Raw genomic sequence first — 19,086 nt, 5'->3', positions numbered from 1 at the left:
GGGGCCATGGCGGCCCCGCCCCCTCTCCGGCGCGCGCCCGCTCAGGCTGTGCCGGTCCCGCTTCCCCCCGCCTCGGCGCGGAGCGTGCGCGCGGCGGCGACCATGTGCTCCAGCGCGGGGCGCACCTCCTCCCAGCGGCGGGTCTTCAGCCCGCAATCCGGGTTGACCCAGATCTGCCAGTCGGCCAGCCGCCTCCGCGCCAGCCGAAGCAGTTCCGCCATCTCCGCCGCCTCTGGCACGCGCGGGCTGTGGATGTCCCAGATGCCGGGGCCGATCTCGGCCGGCCAGGCCGCCTCCTCGCCCCCGCCCGGACGGGGCGCGAAGGCATCGAGCAGCTCCATCCGGCTGCGTGTCGTCTCGATCGAGATGGCATCGGCATCCATCGCCGCGATGGCGGGCAGGATGTCGTTGAACTCGGAGTAGCACATGTGGGTGTGGATGGCGGTGTCGTCCCGCACCCCGGCCGTGGCCAGGCGGAAGCTCTCCACCGCCCAGTCCAGATAGGCCTGCCAGGCCGCGCGGCGCAGCGGCAGCCCCTCCCGGAAGGCCGGCTCGTCGACCTGGATCACGGCGATGCCAGCCGCCTCCAGCTCCGTCACCTCGTCCCGCAGCGCCAGGGCGATCTGGCGGCAGACCTCGGCGCGCGGGATGTCGTCGCGCACGAAGGACCATTGCAGCATGGTCACCGGCCCGGTCAGCATGCCCTTGACCGGCCGCGCGCTGCGCGACTGCGCGTAGGCCGCCCAGCGCACCGTCATGGACCCCGGCCGCGCCACGTCGCCCCAGATGATCGGCGGCGCGACGCAGCGGCTGCCGTAGGACTGCACCCAGCCATGCCGGGTGAAGGCGTAGCCGTCGAGCTGCTCGCCGAAGTACTTCACCATGTCGTTGCGCTCGAACTCGCCATGCACCAGCACGTCGAGCCCGACCTCCTCCTGCCAGCGCAGGGCCTCGTCGATCCAGGCCTCGACCCGCCGCTCGTAGCCCTCCGCGTCCAGCGTGCCGCGCGCCAGGGCGGCGCGGGCCTGCCGCACCTCGGGCGTCTGCGGGAAGGAGCCGATGGTGGTGGTGGGAAAGTCGGGCAGGCCGAGCCGTGCCCGCTGTGCCGCGCGGCGGGCCGGGAAGGCGCCGGCGCGCCGGGCCATCTCCGGCGTCACGGCGGCGAGGCGCGCCCGCACCTCGGGCCGGTGCGCGGCGGCGCTCTCCGCCCGCCCCTGCCGCGCCCGGTCGCTGGCGGCCAGGGCCTGGGCGATGGCGGCCTCGCCCTCGTCCAGGCCGCGTGCCAGGGCGGCCACCTCCTCCAGCTTCTGGGTGGCGAAGGCGAGCCAGGACCGTACCGCCGGGTCGAGCCCCCGCTGGCCCTCCCCGCCCTCCTGGGCCAGATCGACCGGGACGTGCAGCAGGCTGCAGGAGGGGGCGACGATCAGCCGCCGCGTCCCCCGCCGCTCCGCCACCCGCCGCAGGGTGCCCAGCGCCGCGCGCAGGTCGCAACGCCAGACATTGCGGCCGTCCACCAGGCCGAGCGACAGCCAGCGCTCCGGGGGGAGCAGATCGAGCGCCGGCTCCAGGTCGGCCGCGCCGCGAACCAGGTCGAGATGCAGCCCGGCCACCGGCAGGCTGGCGGCGGTGGCCAGATTGTCGGCCATCGGGCCGAAATAGCTGGTCAGCAGCAGGTCGGGCGTGGCGCCCTCCGCCAGGGCGGCATAGGCGCGGCGGAAGGCCTCGCGCGCCGCCTCGGAGAGATCGAGCGCCAGGGCGGGCTCGTCCATCTGCACCCAGGCGCAGTTCGCTGCGGCCAGTTCGCCCAGGAGCCTGGCATAGAGCGGCAGCAGGCGGTCCAGCAGGCCGAGCGGGTCCGAGCCGTCCTCCGTCTTGCTGAGCAGCAGGAAGCTGACCGGGCCGAGCAGCACCGGGCGGGTGCGCAGCGGCAGGGCCTCGCGGAAGGCCGCCAGGGGGCGGTTCTCCGTCAGCTCGAAGCGCTGCCCGGCGGAGAGGCGCGGCACCAGGTAGTGGTAGTTGGTGTCGAACCACTTGGTCATCTCGAGCGCCGGCAGGCCGGCCGCGATGCCGGCGGACCGCTCGGCCGCGGTGCCACGCGCGCCGCGCGCCAGGGCGAAGGCGGTCGCGAGCGACACCGGCCCACCTCGCCAGCCATAGCCCTCGGGGATGGCGCCCAGCATGCCGGCAGTGTCGAGCACCTGGTCGTAGAGCGCGAAATCGTTGCTCGGGATGTGGCTGATGCCCTGGCCGGCCTGGAGCTGCCAGTGCCGCTGGCGCAGGCCCCGCGCGGCCTCCAGCAGACCGGCCTCGTCCAGTTCGCCCGCCCAGTGCGCCTCCAGCGCGGATTTCAGCTCGCGCCGGGCGCCGATGCGGGGGAAGCCCAGATTGGCGGCGACGGTCATGCGCCGCCCTCCGGCCGGGCGGTGGCGGTGGCCGGGCCGGAGGGGCCCCGTTGGAAGGTCGTCATGCTCTCGGTCCTGCCTCCGGTTCACCCCGCCCGGCGGCCTGGTCTGGTGCGACGCCGGCAGGTCTCCTGGCTCGCGGCGTTCCGGGGCATGGCGCCCAGGACACCGCCGGCCCGGCCTTCCCGCGCGCCCCGGAGGGTGGCGCAGTGGCCCGCCGCGGAGGCTTCCACGGCGAATGGGCCAGCGGCACGCCGCTGACAGTTGCGGGGGCAGCCGCCGACTGGCTCCCGGGCGCGATGGCCCGGCCGGAGCGCACGGCGTTCCCTTTTCACCCGCTCGCGCGGGACCGGCGACACATAAAGATATACTTATGTTAAATAGATCTGGCAAGCCGGCTCCAGTGGCCACCGGTCCGGACAGAAGCCCCTTTGCCGCCGCCCCCGAAGGCTCTAAGCGCGGCGGCATGGCCGCTGCCCTTCCGCCCCCCGAGACCACCCGCGCCCTGACCGCCCGCCTCTGGCGGCATTATGTCCGGCATCACAAGGGCGGCATCCTGCTCGCCCTGGTCTGCACCGGGGCGCTGGCGGGGCTGACCGCGCTCTATCCGCTGGTCATCCAGCAGGCCTTCGACCTGTTCACCGCCGGCGACGGGCGCATCGTCTGGCTGATCCCGCCGGCCATCATCCTGCTCACCGCCGCGAAGTCGCTGGCGCAGTACGGCCAGGCCATCTCGGTGCAGGCGGTGGTGCTGCGCGTCATCGAGCGCATCCAGAACGACCTGTTCCGCGCCCTGACCCGCACCGACCTCGCGCTGGTCGCGCATGACGCCCCGGCCCGCCATGCCGCCCGCTTCACCGCCGATGCCCAGGCGATCCGCGAGGCGCTGACCAAGGCGATCAACGCCCTGGCCGACGGGCTCACCGTCATCGGCCTCGCCGCCGCGATGGTCTGGCTGGACTGGCACATGAGCCTGATCCTGGCGGTCATCTATCCGGTGGCGGTGGTGCCGGTGATGAAGCTCGGCAAGCGCATCCGCCGGGCGTCGAGCGGCATGCAGGCGCGCGTCGGCGACACCGCCGCCCTGCTGACCGAGAGCTTCGCCGCCGCCCGCGTGGTGCGTACCTACGGGCTGGAGGCGCAGGAGGAGCATCGCGCCGGCCGCGCCTTCGCCGATCTGCGCGAGGCGCTGCTCTCCATCGCCCGCACCCGCGCCAAGCTCGACCCGATCCTGGAGGCGCTCGGCGGCGTCGCGGTCGCCGGGGTGCTGGCCTTCGTCGGCTGGAAGGTCTCGACCGGGCGCGGCACGGTGGGCGAGTTCACCGGCTTCATCTCCGCGCTGCTGCTGGCGACGCGGCCGATGCGCTCGCTGGGCGCGCTGAACGCGGCCCTGCAGGAAGGCTTCGGCGGGCTGATCCGGGTGTTCTCGGTGATGGACCGGCGCCCCGCCATCACCACGCCGGACGGCGCGCCACCGCTGCCCGAGGGGCCGGGGCGGCTGGTGCTGGAGCATGTCGGCTTCCACTATCCGGGCGGCGACGCGGCCGCCCCGCAGGCGGCGCTGGAGGATCTCTCGCTCACCGCCGAGCCGGGGCAGACGGTGGCGCTGGTCGGCCCCTCCGGCGCCGGCAAGTCCACCGCCCTCGCCCTGCTGCCGCGCCTCTACGACCCGACGGCCGGGCGCATCACGCTGGACGGCGCCGAGATCCGTTCCGTGACGCTGGAAAGCCTGCGCGGCGCCATGGCCTATGTCGGGCAGGACGCGGTGATCTTCGACGACACGGCGCTGGCCAACATCGCCTGCGGCCATCCCGGCGCCGGGCGGGCGGAGGTGGAGGCGGCGGCCCGCGCCGCCGCCGCGCACGACTTCATCGCCGCGCTCCCGCAGGGCTACGACACGGTGCTCGGGCCCGGGGGCTCGCGCCTCTCGGGCGGGCAGAAGCAGCGCATCGCCCTGGCCCGCGCCCTGCTGCGCAATCCGCGCGTGCTGCTGCTGGACGAGGCGACCAGCGCGCTGGACGCCGAGAACGAGGCCGCCATCGGCCGGGCGCTGGAGAGGCTGCGGGCCGGGCGCACCACCCTCGTCGTCGCGCACCGCCTGGCGACGGTGCAGGAGGCGGACCGCATCATCGTCATGCAGGAGGGGCGCGCCACCGAGAGCGGCACCCATGCCGAGCTGATGGCGCGGGACGGGCTCTATGCGCGGATGGTGCGGACGCAGGCCTTCGCGGCCGGCTGACGCCGGCGCCGCCTATTCCCGCCGCAGGATGCCGTCGACCAGCCGGTCGGCCCAGGGGCGGCTGCGGAAGGCGGCGCGCAGCGCGTCCTCGTCATAATCCTCCCGCACCCAGTCGAGGAAAGGCTTGGGGCCGTGCTGCCGCAGGAAGCGGGCATAGTCCCGGAAGAAGGCATCCAGGATGCCGGTCTTGCTCGCCGGGACGTGGCCGTGGCGCCAGGAGAGCTGGCGCATCGCCTCCTCCACCGGCCGGCCCTGCAGCATCAGCCAGAGACCGGCCGCCAGACCGGTGCGGTCGGCGCCGGACTTGCAATGGATCAGCACCGGCTCCGGCAGCTCGCCAAAGATCCGCGCCAGGCGCAGGATGCGGTCGCGGTGCGGCGCGCCGCGCGATTCCAGCGGCGCGTCGACATGGGCGAGGCCCAGCTCCGCGGCCATGGCGCGCCCCAGCGCGTCGGAGCCGCAGGCCTCGCGATGGCCGCGCAGGTTCACGAGGCTGCGGATGCCGAAGCGCCGCACGGCGCGGCGCAGCTGCCAGGGGCTCGGATGGTTGGAGCGGTAGAGCCGCCCGGCCTCGACCACGCCCCAGTTGCGCCAGCCGAGGCGCAGCAGGGCATGATCGACGAAGAGGCTGTTGATCCAGGCGGCGCGGCGCCCGGCGGCGGAGGTCAGGTCATGGGCCACGCCGCAGGGTATGGCGAGGCCGGCCCGCCGGGGCAAGATGGAAGGCGGATCGGGACCGCGCCCCTCAGCCGCGCCGGGCCACCCGCGACAGCGCCTCGCGCCCCGCCGCCGCGAAACGCTCGCGCAGCCAGGCGGCGGCGGGGCCGCGCGGTCGCTGCTTGTGCCACACCAGCTCCAGCGCCACCGGCCAGTCGCCCTCGTCGAACTCGAGGTCGGGCGTCACCAGGCCCGGCGCGGCGGGCGAGGCGGCGATGACGTGGTCGGAGACGAAGGCCCAGCCGATGCCGTGCTTGACCATCTCCAGGATCACCCAGTGGCTCTCCACCCACCAGACCTCGGCCGCCACCCGCAGGCGCCGCTTCTCCGGCCCGTCGCCGCGCGCGGCGACCAGGATCTGCCGGTGCCGCTTCAGCTCCTCCCATTCGACGCGGGCCTTGGCCAGGGGGTGCTCGCGGCCGCAGACCAGCTTGAGCGGCACCCAGCCGATCGTCTGGAAGCCCAGCTCCGGCGGCAGGACCTCCTGGCGCCACATGACGCCGAGATCCGCCGCCCCGTCGCGCACCAGCCGGCTGACATCCTCCATCAGCGGGAAGAGCAGCTCCAGCTCGACATGCGGGAAGCGCCGGGCGAACGCGGCGAAGAGCGCGCCCAGGGCATGCTCGGGGTAAAGCTCGTCGATGGCGACGACCAGCCGGTTCTCCACCCCGCGCTCCAGGCTGCGCGCCACGCCGATCAGGTGTTCCCGCCGGTCGAGCACCACGCGCGCCTCCAGCAGCAGCCGCTCCCCCGCCGGGGTCAGCGACGGCACGCGGCCCGCGCGATGGAACAGCGCCACCCCGAGGTCGATCTCGAGATTGGCGATCTGGGTGCTGACGGCCGACTGCGCCTTGCGCAGCCTGCGGGCGGCGGCCGAGAAGGACCCCGCCTCCGCGGCCGCCACGAAGGCCTGGAGTTGCTCCAAGGACAGGGTCATCCATCTGATATCCGGATAGGTGCCAACTTGAGCCCCGGCATATCACAGATAAAAGGCGGCGCCCGACCCTGGAATTCCGAGACGACCATGCGCAGCACCCGCGACCGTATCCGCCACGCCATCCTCTTCGAACTCATCGGCCTCGCCCTGATCATTCCCCTGGGCAGCCTCGTCCTCGGCCTGCACGGCACCGACATGGGCGTCATCGGCCTCGGCAGCGCCATGGCGGCGACGGCCTGGAACTACGTCTACAATCTCGGCTTCGATCATGCGATGCAGCGTTTCGCCGGTCATACCCGCAAGGGCATCGGGCTGCGCGTCGCCCATGCCCTGCTCTTCGAGGCCGGCCTCATGCTGGTGCTGCTGCCGCCGATCGCCTGGTATCTCGGCATCAGCCTGGCCGAGGCCTTCGTGATGGACCTGGCGATCGTCGCCTTCTACCTGGTCTACACCTTCGCCTTCAACCTGGCCTATGACCGGGTCTTCCCGCTGCCGGCCTGGACGCCCGCCGCAACCTGAGCCGGATCGAGCGCACGGCCGAGGAAACCCGGCGTGGCCGGCGCGGCGCGGCGCGCGTTTCCGCCAGGGCCGGACCCGCGCCGTCCTTCCTCAGCGGATCACCGGTGTCCTGCGCGAGCGTCCGGGCATCGCGGCCTCCATTCACAACGCCACCACGCCGGCGATAAAGCCTCGGACGCCGCGACCTTCAGCGACGACGCGCCATGCGGCCACGCCTAGCTTCTCGCGATGCAGGCCCGGGAGATGGATTGCGCCGCCTCCATCACCATGGGTGCATAGCGCTGCTCAACCTCGGCCGGCGTCATGCGCGATCGCAGGGCCGCGATGTTGATGGCGCCCAACGGCTTCCCATGCACATCGCGAATGACCGCGGCGACGGCGAGGTCGCCATGGTAGATCTCCTCGAAAGCCGCGGCGAAGCCACGCCGGGCCGCCAGGGCAACCTTCTGCATCAGGGGTTCCATCCGCCAGACCGTCATCTCTGTCAGCGGCTTGCGGTCGCAGGCCTGCAGGATCCGACGCGCCTCCTCCTCCGGAAGAGCCGAGAGGATGGCGATACCGGGCGAGGTGCAATAGACCGGATGCCGGGAGCCCACGCTCACATCGATGTTCAGCACCTGTCGCCCGACCATGCGGGCGATGAACAACACCTCCGTTCCATCCCGTAGGCTGAGATTGACGGTCTCGCATGTCTCGGCGCTCAGGTGCTGCAGATAGGGTCGCGCAGCAGCAAGAAGGGGATCGGTGCCCATGAAGCGGCTGGCGAGATCGAGCACCGGCGCAGCAAGGGAGAAGCGCCGGCTGCGCAGGTCCTTGCGCAGGTAGCCCAGGCCGACGAGCGTGTGCGCATAGCGTTGCGCCGCGCTGCGATCCAGCCCGGTGGCGGCGGCGAGCTGCGTCAGACTCAGGGTCGGATTGCGCCTGTCGAAGGCCAGCAGCATCGCGAAAGCCTTGCCCACCGATCGCACCAGCAAAGGATCGCGATCGATCGTCCCGACGACGGCGTGGCCCGGCATTCCTGCTTCCCCTCTTACTCCCGCCGCATGCTGCACAGCTTCATATCGCATTGCAATAACCTGCGTTGCGATGCAATTTTCCGCTTCCCAGCCTCGGGCATTTTCGCTGATCTTGCCGGGCGGGAAGGCAAGCACAGCACTGGCATGGCGGTGGCATCCTCGGTCAAGGCCGCAAGGACAGCCTCGCTCCTCACACGCCGCGGCCCCGCGCCGCGCGCCAGAAGGGAATGTCACGACCGTGCGGACGCGGCAGATGCGGCTGGGCCTTTCGATCGCCAATCTCGGCTATCATTACGCGGCCTGGCGCCACCCCGGCGTTCCGGCCGACGGCAACATGCGCCTCGAGCACTTCCGGCGTTGCGCCGAGATCGCCGAGCGAGGCCGCTTCGATCTGATCTTCCTGGCGGACTCCTCCGCTGTGCGCGATCTGGACAACCCCGCCATCGCCCGCGACCTGGAGCACCAGCTCGTCAAGCACGAGCCGATGGCGCTGCTCGCCGCCATGGCGACCTGTACCCGGCATGTCGGCTTGGTCGCAACGGCCTCAACGACCTACAACCATCCCTACAATCTGGCCCGGATGTTCGCCACGCTCGATCTGCTGAGCAGCGGGCGCGCCGGGTGGAACATGGTGACGGGGTTTTCCCTCGACGAGGCAAGGAACTTCGGCCTGGACCGCGTCCTGCCCTCCGACCACCGGCATGAGCGCGCCGCCGAGTTCCTCGAGGTCTTTCAGGGTCTGCATGACAGCTTCGACGACGGTGCGATCCTCATCGACAAAGCGCGCGGCATTTTCTTCGACCGCGAGCGGATGCACCTGCTGCGGCACAAGGGCAAGCACTTCTCCGTCGCCGGTCCACTCGACGTGCCGACATCGCCGCAGCGCCAGATCCCGGTCTTCACCGCCGGCGACAGCGACAACGCGCAGGAGCTGGCCGCGCGCTGCGCCGATGTGGTCTATGGCGGCCAGCCGGACCTGGAATCCGCGCGTGGCTACTACGCCTCGCTGAAGCGTCGCCTCCCGAAGTACGGCCGCAGCGAGTCCGACCTGCTGGTGCTGCCCGGCATCATGCCCTTTGTCGGCCGCACCATGGCCGAGGCGCGCGACAAGTTCGACCGCATGCAGGAGCTGATCCTGCCGCGCCTCGGCCTCGGCCTGCTCGTGGTCAACGGATTCCCTGATTACACCGGTCACGACATCGATGGTCAGATCCCGGACATTCCGCTGCCGGACAACCGCAAGGGACATTTCTCCTCTCCCTTGCTGGAGAAGGTGAAGCAGGACGGGCTGACCATCCGCCAGCTCTACGAGAAGGTCTCGGCGGGGTTCTGGCACATGGGTGTGGTGGGCACTCCGGAAAGCATCGCCGACCTGATGGAAGAGTGGTTCACCACCGGCGCGGCCGACGGCTTCAACATTCAGTCGCCCTGCATTCCCGTGGATTCGGAGGACTTCGTCGCGCTGGTGATCCCGGAGTTGCAGCGCCGCGGCCTGTTCCGCACCGAATACGAGGCGAAGACGCTGCGCGGCAATCTCGGCCTGCGGCCCGCCGTCAGCCGCCACGCCCATGCCCTGGCCGCCGCGGGAGCTTGAGTCATGAGCAAGCGCATGATGCGACTGGGCCTCTCGGTCGCCAACCAAGGCTACCACTATGCCGCCTGGCGCCTGCCGGAGAGCCCGGCGGACAATGGCCTGTCGTTAGCGCATTATCGTGAATGCGCCGAGCTTGCCGAACAGGGACGGATGGACTTCCTGTTCTTCGCTGATCAGGCGGCAATGCGGAACCAGGACGATCCGCGGATCCGCCGCGACATGGAGCAGGGGCACCTGAAGCTGGAGCCGACGCTGCTCTGCGCCGCACTGGCTGCCGTGACGCAGCATGTCGGCTTCGTCATCACCGCCTCGACCAGCTACATGGAGCCCTACGCGCTGGCGCGGCGACTGGCTTCGATCGACCATCTCAGCAAAGGCCGCGCCGCCTGGAACCTGGTGACCAGCACCAGTCCCGACGAGGCGCGCAACTTCGGCCAGCAGGACCCGCAATCCTCCGAGGCTCGGCATGAGCGCGCGGCCGAGTTCCTGTCGGTCATGCGCGGGCTTTGGGACAGCTGGGACGATGACGCGTTCCTGCGCGACAAGGCGAGTGGTCAGTACTTCGATCGCGCGAAGGTCCACTTCCTCGATCATGAGGGCGCCCACTTCAAGGTCCGCGGTCCGTTGGACACAGCCCGGCCGATCCAAGGCTCGCTGCCGGTCTGCACCGCCGGCACTTCCGCCAACTCGCGCGACTTCGCGGCGGCGCGGGCCGATCTGCTCTACAGCGCACAGCCGACGCTGCCGCTGGCGCAGGACTACTACGCCGCGGTCAAGCGGCGCCTCGCCGCCCATGGCCGCCCCGATCACGCCCTGAGGGTGATGACCGGCATCATGCCGATTGTCGGCTACACTGAGGAGGAGGCGCGCCAGAAGTTCCAGCGCGCGCAGGACCTGCTCGATCCGCGCGTGGCGCATGGCATGCTGCTGATCAACCATTTCCCGGATCTCAGTCACCTGCCGTTGGATGCGCCGGTGCCGGAGATGACAATGGCCAGTCATCACAACACGCCCGGCCGCGATGCGAGCTTCACCCAGACCATGATGGAGCGCGCGCGGCGCGAGCGGATGACGGTGCGCGACCTTTTCGCCGCCATCTCGGCCGGCTTCTGGCACCTCGGCGTGATCGGTACGCCGGACACCGTCGCGGACACCATGGAGCAATGGTTCACCGAAGGCGCCGCCGATGGTTTCATCATCCAGCCACCCTGGCTGCCCACCTCCGCACGTGACTTCGTCGAACTCGTGATCCCGGAGTTGCGGCGCCGTGGCCTGTTCCGCACCGAATACGAGGGCGACACCCTGCGCGAGAACCTCGGCCTGCCGCCCGTGCCGAGCCGCCACACGCAGAGCGCCGCCTGACGCCTGACGCCTGACGACGACAGCCCCCCCTTAGGAGAGATCGTGCCGCCATGATGCCGCCGCGAATGCCGAACCTCATCCTCTCCCGCCGCGTGATCCTGGGCGGCGCCGCCGCGCTGACCGGCGCCGCCCTGCTGCCGGGCCGCCGCGCCTATGCGCAGTCCGGCGTGGTCCCGCGCAAGGGCGGCGTGCTGCGCTTCTGCCGCCCCGACCCGCCCGACATGCTCGACCCGATGGCGACGAACTCCTTCTCCGGCATGGAGTTCTCGCAGATGGTCTACGACAACCTCGTGATGCTTGATGCCGACGCGCAGCCACTACCCTGGCTGGCCACGGCCTGGGAAGGGCTGAAGGACGGACAGGAGTGGCTGCTGACCCTTCGCGAAGGCGTGCGCTTCCATGACGGGCAGACGCTGACCTCGGCCGACGTGGCCGCGACCATCGAGCGCTCGATTGACAAGTCCCGCGCCGGCGCCGGCTTCGGCGCCTTCGGCCCGGTGCAGTCGGTGGCGGCCGAGGGGCCGACGAAGCTCCGCGTCACCATGACCATGCCCTTCGGCGAGTTCCCCGTCGTTCTTGCCTATCGCGCCTGCCGCATCCTGCCCGCCCGCGGCATCGACAGCCTGCGCGAGACACCCAATGGCACCGGCCCCTTCCGCTTCAAGGAGTTCCAGCCGGGCAGCTCCATCACTGTCGAGAAGTTCGATGGCTACTGGAACCCGGATGTGCAGCATCTGGACGGCGTGCGCATGGTCTTCATCCGCGAGGCAGTAGCCATGCAGGCCGCCATGCGCGGTGGGCAGGTGGACCTCATCACCCAGATCCCGCTGGAAACATACCTCGTCATGCGCCGCCTGCCGGGCTTCAAGGCCCATTCGGCGCCGACCGGCGACTACCACACCATCCAGATCATGGGGAACAAGGAGCCCTTCACAAACCCGAAGGTGCGGCAGGCCTTCCAGTATATTCCCGATCGCAAGGCCATCGTTGCCGCCGCGCTCTTCGGCCAGGGCGTGCCGGGCAACGACGTGACCCTGCCTCCCGGCAACGTCTACCTGCCGCAGCTTCCCGTGATCGAGCAGGACCTGCCGCGCGCAAGGAAGCTGCTCGATGAGTCCGGCGTCAAGGAGTTGAGCATTGACGCCTATACGACCAGCGACCGCCAACCGGCACCCAAGATGGTCCTCGCCTTCTCCGAGGCCGCGTCCAAGATCGGCATCACCGTCCGGGTGCGCGACATCCCCTATACAGAGTACGCGGCGAACGTTGCGCGCAAGATGCCGATGTACTCCTCCTACTTCTCCGGCTCCGCCACGCTGTACGACGGGGTCTACAAGATCCATCACAGCAAGGCGATCTACAACTACGGCAACACGGAGGTGGCGCCAGGTCTGGACGCCAAGCTCGACGCAATGATCGCCGAGGTGGACCTGGCGAAGCGCAAGCAGGTCGCCGGCGAGGCATTGAAGTTGATCCAGGCGCACAGCGATCGCATGGTGCCTTACTTCCGCAACTACGTCGGCGTCACCTCGGAGAAGGTGCAAGGCTTCGAGCCGCCGAAGTACGGCACGATCGAGACCCGCGGCATCTGGCTGAGCGCCTGAGCCGATGCAGGCACTGGGCTTCATCCTCCGCCGGACGTTGCTGCTGGCGGTGGTGCTGCTGGTCGTGTCGCTGCTGACCTTCGGCATCGTCAACGTGCTGCCGGGCGACGTCGCGACCGCCGTACTCGGCGACATGGCGACACCGGAGCAGGCTGCGGCACTGCGCGAGCGCCTTGGCCTCGACGAGCCGCTGGCCCAGCGCTACCTCACTTGGCTCACTGCCCTGCTGCAAGGTGACTTCGGCACTTCGCTGCAGCACGGCCAGCCCATCGCGCCCCTGCTGATGGGACGGCTCGGCAACTCCGCCATTCTGGGCCTGCTGACGCTGACCATCGCGGCGCCGCTGGCTGTCGCCCTCGGCATCGTCGCGGCACTCCGGCCGGGCGGGCTGCTCGATCGCCTCATCGGAGCCATCGCCGTCGGCGCCTATGCCCTGCCGGAGTATGTCATCGGCCTGCTCGCCATCCTCGCCTTCAGCATCTGGCTTCCGGTTCTTCCTGGCACCAGCCTGATGGATCCCAACGAGAACCCACTGGCGAGGCCGGAGGCGCTGGTGCTGCCCGTCTGCGTCCTGATCACCGGTATGCTGGCCTTCATCAGTCAGATCACCCGTGCCAGCATGATCCAGGTGATGGCCAGCCCCTATGTGCGCACCGCCATCCTGAAGGGGGTGCCCTTCCAGCGCGTGGTGCTGAAGCACGCCTTGCCCAACCTGCTGCCGCCTACCATCACGGAGATCGGCATGTATCTAGGCTACGTCATCGGCGGCCTCGTAGTCGTCGAGACGCTGTTCTCCTATGCGGGGCTCGGACAGCTGGTCACCAACGCCGTCAGCTACCGCGACGTGCCGGTCATCCAGGCCACGGTCCTGCTGGTGGCCGCCGCCTACGGCATCGGAAATCTCCTGGCCGATGTCGTGGCACTGCTGCTGACACCGAGGTTGCGGGCGTGAGCGGGGCTGCGCCGAGCGCCCGCCGCCTCGTCCCTGGCATCCGGCCGGGCGATCTGCCTGGCGCCTTCATCGTGCTGGGCATGGCTGTTCTGGTGGTCCTCGGGCCCTCGCTCTCGCCGCTCTCGGCGACCGAGTTCGACCCGCTGCACGCGCTGGAGCCGCCCAGCCTGGCCTTTCCCTTCGGCACCGACGAGTTCGGCCGTGACGTCTTCTCCCGCGTGCTGACCGGCGCCCGCCCCACCCTGCTGCTTGCCATGGCCGCCGCAGCGCTCGGCGTCATGCTCGGCACCGTCACCGGCCTGGCTGCCGGCTACCTCCGCGGCGCGGCCGACGAGACCATCATGCGCATCATGGACGCGCTGATGTCCTTCCCCGGCCTGATTCTCGCCATGCTGGTGGTGGTCATGCTGGGCCCCGCGCCGATCAATGTCATCGCTGCCATCGCCCTTGTCTTCTGGCCACGATCGGCCCGGCTGGTTCGCAGCATCACTGTGGATCTCGCCACCCGCGAGTTCATCGAGGCCGCCCGCTCGCGCGGCGAGAGCCGGCGCTTCATTCTCTTCCGCGAGTTGCTGCCCAACGTCCTGCCCATCATCGTCGTCGACTTCTCGCTGCGGGTGACATCCGGCATTCTGCTGGCTGCCTCGCTGGCCTATCTCGGCATCGGCGTGACGCCGCCGACCCCGGCCTGGGGGCTGATGGTGAAGGACGGACAGCAGTTCATCGAGATCGCGCCCTGGCTGGTCATCTATCCCTGCCTGGCCATCGCGCTCGCCTCAATCGGTACCGTGCTCCTCGGCGAGCGGCTGCGCCACAGGCTTGCCCTGCCGGGCGGAGGAAGGATGCGGTGAACGCCATAGGCCAGCTCGCTCCGCCCCTCCTAGATGTGCGCAACCTCTCCATCAGTTATGGCCCGCTGCGCGCCGTGCGCGGCGTCTCCTTCAGTATTGCCCCGGGCGAGGCGCTGGGGCTGATCGGGGAGAGCGGCTCCGGCAAGAGCAGCGTTGCCTATGCGGTGATGCGCTACATCAAGGGCCAGGCCACCGGCACGGTGCGGGTGGATGGCCAGGACATCATGACCCTTTCCGAGCCGGCCCTGGCGCGTATGCGCGGCCGCACCGCCGCCATGGTCTACCAGGACCCGATGAGCGCGCTCAATCCGGCCATCAAGGTCGGCGAGCAGATCGCCGAGGCGATCCGCCTGCACAGGGCCGCGGACAGGTCCACCGCCTGGACGCGTGCCGTCGCGCTGCTGGAGCGAGTGCATCTGCCGCACCCCTCCGAGATCGCGCACCGCTACCCACACCAGCTCTCCGGCGGACAGCAGCAGCGCGTCGTCATCGCCATGGCGCTCGCCTGCCAGCCGCGCCTCCTGATCATGGATGAGCCGACCACCGGCCTCGATGTCACGACCGAGGCGGTGATCCTGGAGCTTGTGAACGAGTTGCGCCGCGAGACCGGCGTGGCGGTGCTGTTCATCAGCCACAACATGGGCGTCGTCGCGCAGGTCTGCGACCGGGTCGGCGTGCTCTATGCCGGACAGCTCATCGAGGAGGGCACGACGCATCAGGTGCTGCGCGCGCCGCGCCACCCGTATACGGTCGCGCTGATGCGGGCCATGCCCGCGATCGGGGGGCCACGCCGGCGGCTTGCCGCCATTCCCGGCCGGCTGCCGGACCTGCGCGCACCGCCAGTCGGCTGCGTCTTCTCCCCCCGCTGCGCCATCGCCGAAGCCACCTGCCACGATGTCATGCCGGAACTGGATGCCGCTGGGCACGCCGGAAGCACGCATCACAGCCGCTGCCACTTCCAGGACGAGATCCATCAGCGCCTGCCGCCGGAACCGCTGATGGAGGAGGAGGCCGTAACCACGGCGGTGAAAGGCCGGCCCCGCTTGCAGATGGTGGATCTCTGCCGCAGCTTCCGCGGCCGCTCGGCGCTCCCGTTCCTGCGCGGTCCGGCGCCGGTGCGCGCGGTGGATCACGTGACGCTCGACATCCCCGCCGGGCGGACCCTCGCGGTGGTCGGCGAGAGCGGCTCGGGCAAGTCCACCCTGGCACGTTGTGTCGCCGGGCTGATCGTGCCGGAGGCAGGCGATATCCGCCTTGAGGAGGCAGTGCTGGAGCGGCTGGTGCAGCGCCGGCCGCGACCGGCGCAGCAGGCGGTGCAGTTCGTCTTCCAGAACCCCGATGCGGCGTTGAACCCGCACCGCACGGTGGCCGAGATCGTCGGCAGGCCGATGCAGCTCTATGGCGGCCTCGCCGGCAGGGCGCTGCGCCGACGCGTCATCGAGCAGCTCGAATCGGTGAAGCTCGGCGAGCGCTACCTCGATCTCTATCCACGTGAGATGTCGGGCGGCGAGAAGCAGCGCGTCTCCATCGCCCGCGCCTTCGCAGGCCATCCGCGCCTGGTGATCTGTGACGAGCCTACATCCGCGCTCGACATCTCCGTGCAGGCCGCCATCCTCAACGAACTCCTGGCGCTGCAGCGGCGGCATGGCACCTCCTACCTCTTCATCTCGCATGACCTTGGCGTGGTGCGGCATGTCGCGCACCACGTCGCCATCATGCGGCAGGGGCGGATTGTCGAGAGCGGCTCCCCCGCCGCCGTCTTCGGTGCCCCGCGCGAGGCCTATACCCGCGCGCTGATCGCCGCCATTCCCACGCTGGAACCCCGGCCGCAGCCGGTTTCGCTGCCGACCTGACAGGCAGAAAGGATAGATCTCGTATGCAGAAACGAAAGATGCGGCTCGGCATGTCCATGCGCGGCCTCGGCTATCACCCCGCCGCATGGCGCCACCCGGACGTGCCGGCCGATGGCACGCTGCGCATCGAGCACTATGTCCGCACGGCCCAGGCGGCGGAGCGCGGCCTGTTCGACATGGTCTTCTTCGCCGATGGCATCGCCATCCGCGAGAAGGACTTGCCGCCCGGCTCGCTCGCCCGCTCCGGCTTCGAGCTTGCGGAGATGGAGCCGATGTCGCTGCTTCCCGCGCTTGCGATGGTGACGAAGCATGTAGGTCTCGTCTCCACCGCCTCAACCACCTACAACGAGCCATTCCACATCGCGCGAAAGTTCGGCACGCTGGACCTGATCAGCAAGGGTCGCGCGGGCTGGAACATCGTCACCTCCTGGTCCGATGCGGAGGGTCGCAACTTCAACCGCGACCGGCATCTCGACTATGACACGCGGTACGAGCGCGCCGCCGAGTTCGTGGAGGTCGTCAAGGGTCTCTGGGACTGCTGGGAGCCCGGGGCGCTGATCTATGATCGCGAATCCGGCCTCTTCTACGACGAGGACCGGATGCACGAGCTCAACCATGTCGGCAAGCACTTCAAGGTCAAGGGACCGTTGAACCTTGCGGACATGCCGCAGGGCCGCCCGGTGCTGTTCCAGGCCGGCGCCGCTGGGCAGGGCCGCGACATTGCCGCCGCCCATGCCGAGGTGATCTATGCCGCACAGGACACCATCGACGATGCCAAGGCCTATTATGACGACGTGAAGGGCCGGCTGGCGCGGCATGGCCGCGACTGGGACGAGCTGAAGATCATGCCGGCGCTGCGCCCGATCGTGGGTCGCACGCGCGAGGAGGCACAGGCCAAGTTCGACCGGCTGCAGGAGTTGCTCGATCCCCTGGTCGGGCTGGCGCGGGTCTACAACGAGTTCGGCGACCTGACCGGACACGATCTGGATGGGCCGGTCCCGGAGCCGCGGGGCGAGCCGCAGGTGCGCAGCGCCGCCGAGCGCATCCTGGCCCGCGCCCGCCGCCACAACCTCACGATCCGCCAGCTCTGCCGGCAGATGGCGGGCGAGGGGAATTCCTGCGTCATCGGCACCGCCAGCGACGTGACCGACGTGATGGAGGACTGGTTCACCCGCGGTGCCTGCGACGGCTTCAACATCACGCCCAATCAGCTTCCCGGCGGCTGCGAGGACTTCGTCGAGCTCGTCACGCCCGAGTTGCAGCGGCGCGGGCTGTTCCGCACAGCCTATGAGGGCCGTACGCTACGGGAGAATCTCGGACTGAAATGGCCGGTGAATCGCCACGTGGCCGCGCGGCAGGCCGCGGCCTCGGCCGCCAAGTAACCAGGGGCGAGACTGGTGGCGAGGAAAGCCATGGCGCCTCATGCGGGCTCTCCCTCGGGGGCGAGCGCGGCGCGGGAGATCAGCCAGCCGCCATCCACCACCAGCACCTGGCCGGTGACGAAGGAGGCATCGTCGGACGTCGGAAAGGCGAACACCGAGGCGATCTCCTCCGGCTTGCCACTGCGGCGCAACGGCGTCGGCGTGAGCATGTTGGCCAGGTAGCGGGGATCCCTCAGATGATCCGCCGTCATTGACGTCTCGATCATGCCCGGCGCGACGGCGTTCACCTGAATGCCGTCCGGCCCCAGGTCGCAGGCCAATTGCCGGGTGAGCTGCGCGACGCCCGCCTTGGCCACCGCATAGGCCGCCGAGCCGGGGTAGCCTGCCAGGCCGAAGATGGAGGAGACATTGATGATCCGCCCGCCCGGGCGGGCAAGGTGCGGCAGGCAATCCTGTGTCATGCGCAGCACCGCCTTGAGATTGGTGTCGATGGAGCAGTCGATGCGGTCGTCATCGGATTCCGCGAGCGGCCGGCTGCCGCCGATGCCGGCATTGTTCGCCAGCGCATCCCGGCGTCCGAAGGCCTCCGGCGCGGCGGCGGCGAGCTTCGCCCCCGCCCCTTTTTCGTTGACGTCGAGCAGCAGCGCCGTGCCGCCGATCTCGCGCGCGACGGCTTCCACCTCCGCCGAGCGGTCCGTCACCAGGACCCTGGCGCCCTCGGCCACCAGCCGGCGCGCCGTCGCGGCTCCGATGCCCCCGCCGCGCCCGTTACAATGGCCGCGCGGCCGGAGAAGCGCGATGCCTGCGCCATTCTCAGCCCACCTGGCGATTGCGGAACTCCTGTTCCACCTGCTGCAGTGTCAGGAACTCGGCCCCCATGCCCGCTAGGCCGTCGATCAGCTTCTCCATCATCATCATGCGGTGGCCGCGGCCGCTGACATACGGGTGGAAAGTATAGACCATGACGCCCCACTCGCTGGTGCGGCACATGTACTCGAAATCAGCCAGCCAGTTCTCCAGCACCGCGCTCGCATTGGCGAGGCCGGGCATGACGCCTGCCTTGGTGCGGAAGAACTCGAAATGCGGGTGATCATCGAGCGACCAGCTGATGGGCACCTCCACGAGGTCCGTCGTCTCGCCGAAGATCAGTGGCTCGTCGACGGCCACCCGGTCGCCGCGCCGGGCGAAGTAGGGCTCGCAGTCATGCCCCATCATGCTGCTGTCGTAGCGCAGGCCGTGCCGAAGAAGCAGGTCGATGGTGCGTTCGCTGAGGTCCCAGGCGGGGGAGCGGTAGCCGGCCGGCTTGCTGCCGGTCAGGCGCCGGATGGACTCGATGGCGCGGGCGAATTCCTCCGCCTCCACCTCGACGGGAAGCTCGGCGGGCGGCACGTGGCTCCAGCCATGGTGGCCGATCTCGTGCCCCTCCTGCACCACCCTCGCGCAGGCCTTGGGGTAGGTCTCGATCACCACGCCGGGGATGTACCAGCTTCCCTTGATGCCGCGGCTGCGGAGCAGGTCGAGGATGCGGCGCGCACCGACGACGCCGAACTCGCCGCGCGAGATGGGCGTCGGCGTCGTCATGCCGCGCGCGGCGAAGCCGGACCAGGTGTCGAAATCATAGGACAGGCAGGCGATATGACGAGGCATGGGAAAGTCCT

Annotated in this window: 15 protein-coding genes and 1 riboswitch; of the genes, 9 read left to right on the top strand and 6 right to left on the bottom strand. The window is 70.0% G+C overall.

Annotated features, from left to right (window positions below):
- Positions 1–41: 41 nt before the first annotated feature.
- Positions 42–2,402 carry a 5-methyltetrahydropteroyltriglutamate--homocysteine S-methyltransferase gene (metE, locus tag ACF3NH_RS10170; RefSeq protein WP_422922731.1) on the bottom strand — a complete coding sequence of 787 codons (2,361 nt, stop codon included), beginning with the start codon at positions 2,400–2,402 and terminating at the stop codon, positions 42–44.
- Between the two features lie 104 nt (positions 2,403–2,506).
- A riboswitch (cobalamin riboswitch) is annotated at positions 2,507–2,771 on the bottom strand.
- A 97-nt stretch (positions 2,772–2,868) separates the two neighbouring features.
- Between metE and ACF3NH_RS10165 the strand changes: the two genes are divergently transcribed.
- Positions 2,869–4,641 (top strand): ABC transporter ATP-binding protein, encoded by a 1,773-nt coding sequence (locus ACF3NH_RS10165; protein WP_198365504.1) that lies wholly within the window; start codon positions 2,869–2,871, stop codon positions 4,639–4,641.
- Between the two features lie 12 nt (positions 4,642–4,653).
- On the opposite strand, the gene ACF3NH_RS10160 is transcribed toward ACF3NH_RS10165, so the two are convergent.
- Positions 4,654–5,322, bottom strand: coding sequence for a tyrosine-protein phosphatase (locus ACF3NH_RS10160; RefSeq protein ID WP_422922730.1), 669 nt, complete (start codon positions 5,320–5,322; stop codon positions 4,654–4,656).
- 64 nt (positions 5,323–5,386) lie between these two features.
- On the bottom strand, positions 5,387–6,295 hold the full coding sequence (locus ACF3NH_RS10155) for a LysR family transcriptional regulator (RefSeq protein ID WP_422922729.1): 909 nt from the start codon (positions 6,293–6,295) through the stop codon (positions 5,387–5,389).
- Between the two features lie 87 nt (positions 6,296–6,382).
- Here ACF3NH_RS10155 and ACF3NH_RS10150 point away from each other — a divergent pair, with 87 nt between their 5' ends.
- Positions 6,383–6,814 carry a PACE efflux transporter gene (locus ACF3NH_RS10150; protein WP_422922728.1) on the top strand — a complete coding sequence of 144 codons (432 nt, stop codon included), beginning with the start codon at positions 6,383–6,385 and terminating at the stop codon, positions 6,812–6,814.
- A 215-nt stretch (positions 6,815–7,029) separates the two neighbouring features.
- On the opposite strand, the gene ACF3NH_RS10145 is transcribed toward ACF3NH_RS10150, so the two are convergent.
- Positions 7,030–7,830, bottom strand: a complete 801-nt coding sequence (locus tag ACF3NH_RS10145) for an IclR family transcriptional regulator (protein ID WP_422922727.1) — start codon at positions 7,828–7,830, stop codon at positions 7,030–7,032.
- Between the two features lie 238 nt (positions 7,831–8,068).
- On the opposite strand from ACF3NH_RS10145, the gene ACF3NH_RS10140 reads away from it, so the two are divergent.
- The 7 genes from ACF3NH_RS10140 (at position 8,069) to ACF3NH_RS10110 (ending at position 17,428) form a co-directional block, all read left to right on the top strand.
- Entirely contained in the window at positions 8,069–9,424 is a 1,356-nt protein-coding gene (locus tag ACF3NH_RS10140) for an LLM class flavin-dependent oxidoreductase (RefSeq protein WP_370591945.1), read from the top strand.
- A gap of 3 nt (positions 9,425–9,427) precedes the next feature.
- Positions 9,428–10,786 (top strand): LLM class flavin-dependent oxidoreductase, encoded by a 1,359-nt coding sequence (locus tag ACF3NH_RS10135; RefSeq protein ID WP_422922726.1) that lies wholly within the window; start codon positions 9,428–9,430, stop codon positions 10,784–10,786.
- Positions 10,787–10,851: 65 nt separating this feature from the next.
- Positions 10,852–12,390, top strand: a complete 1,539-nt coding sequence (locus ACF3NH_RS10130) for an ABC transporter substrate-binding protein (RefSeq protein WP_198365497.1) — start codon at positions 10,852–10,854, stop codon at positions 12,388–12,390.
- A gap of 4 nt (positions 12,391–12,394) precedes the next feature.
- Entirely contained in the window at positions 12,395–13,342 is a 948-nt protein-coding gene (locus ACF3NH_RS10125; protein WP_422922725.1) for an ABC transporter permease, read from the top strand.
- Positions 13,339–14,193, top strand: coding sequence for an ABC transporter permease (locus tag ACF3NH_RS10120; RefSeq protein WP_198365495.1), 855 nt, complete (start codon positions 13,339–13,341; stop codon positions 14,191–14,193). Before ACF3NH_RS10125 ends, ACF3NH_RS10120 begins: the two co-directional genes overlap by 4 nt.
- A complete protein-coding gene (locus tag ACF3NH_RS10115) occupies positions 14,190–16,046 on the top strand; it encodes a dipeptide ABC transporter ATP-binding protein (protein WP_422922724.1) in 1,857 nt (618 codons plus the stop codon). The genes ACF3NH_RS10120 and ACF3NH_RS10115 overlap by 4 nt, the downstream gene beginning before the upstream one ends.
- 23 nt (positions 16,047–16,069) lie before the next feature.
- On the top strand, positions 16,070–17,428 hold the full coding sequence (locus tag ACF3NH_RS10110; RefSeq protein WP_422922723.1) for an LLM class flavin-dependent oxidoreductase: 1,359 nt from the start codon (positions 16,070–16,072) through the stop codon (positions 17,426–17,428).
- Between the two features lie 38 nt (positions 17,429–17,466).
- On the opposite strand, the gene ACF3NH_RS10105 is transcribed toward ACF3NH_RS10110, so the two are convergent.
- Together ACF3NH_RS10105 and ACF3NH_RS10100 are read right to left on the bottom strand one after the other, a co-directional pair.
- Complete coding sequence (locus ACF3NH_RS10105) at positions 17,467–18,153, bottom strand: SDR family NAD(P)-dependent oxidoreductase (protein WP_422922722.1); 687 nt, start codon at positions 18,151–18,153, stop codon at positions 17,467–17,469.
- An 88-nt stretch (positions 18,154–18,241) separates the two neighbouring features.
- Entirely contained in the window at positions 18,242–19,075 is an 834-nt protein-coding gene (locus ACF3NH_RS10100) for a polysaccharide deacetylase family protein (RefSeq protein WP_422922721.1), read from the bottom strand.
- Between the last annotated feature and the right edge of the window lie 11 nt (positions 19,076–19,086).

The organism is Pseudoroseomonas sp. WGS1072, assembly GCF_049340465.1.
Taxonomy (GTDB): Bacteria; Pseudomonadota; Alphaproteobacteria; order Acetobacterales; family Acetobacteraceae; genus Pseudoroseomonas.
Note: the sequence above shows the minus strand (reverse complement) of the source record. Positions and strands in the feature narration are given on the sequence as shown.

Coding starts and splice junctions, on each gene's coding strand:
- ACF3NH_RS10125 (WP_422922725.1), top strand. CDS start 12,395: ATGCAGGCACTGGGCTTCATCCTCCGCCGGACGTTGCTGCTGGCGGTG.
- ACF3NH_RS10110 (WP_422922723.1), top strand. CDS start 16,070: ATGCAGAAACGAAAGATGCGGCTCGGCATGTCCATGCGCGGCCTCGGC.
- ACF3NH_RS10150 (WP_422922728.1), top strand. CDS start 6,383: ATGCGCAGCACCCGCGACCGTATCCGCCACGCCATCCTCTTCGAACTC.
- ACF3NH_RS10135 (WP_422922726.1), top strand. CDS start 9,428: ATGAGCAAGCGCATGATGCGACTGGGCCTCTCGGTCGCCAACCAAGGC.
- ACF3NH_RS10155 (WP_422922729.1), bottom strand. CDS start 6,295: ATGACCCTGTCCTTGGAGCAACTCCAGGCCTTCGTGGCGGCCGCGGAG.
- ACF3NH_RS10145 (WP_422922727.1), bottom strand. CDS start 7,830: ATGCCGGGCCACGCCGTCGTCGGGACGATCGATCGCGATCCTTTGCTG.
- ACF3NH_RS10130 (WP_198365497.1), top strand. CDS start 10,852: ATGCCGAACCTCATCCTCTCCCGCCGCGTGATCCTGGGCGGCGCCGCC.
- ACF3NH_RS10100 (WP_422922721.1), bottom strand. CDS start 19,075: ATGCCTCGTCATATCGCCTGCCTGTCCTATGATTTCGACACCTGGTCC.
- ACF3NH_RS10165 (WP_198365504.1), top strand. CDS start 2,869: ATGGCCGCTGCCCTTCCGCCCCCCGAGACCACCCGCGCCCTGACCGCC.
- metE (WP_422922731.1), bottom strand. CDS start 2,402: ATGACCGTCGCCGCCAATCTGGGCTTCCCCCGCATCGGCGCCCGGCGC.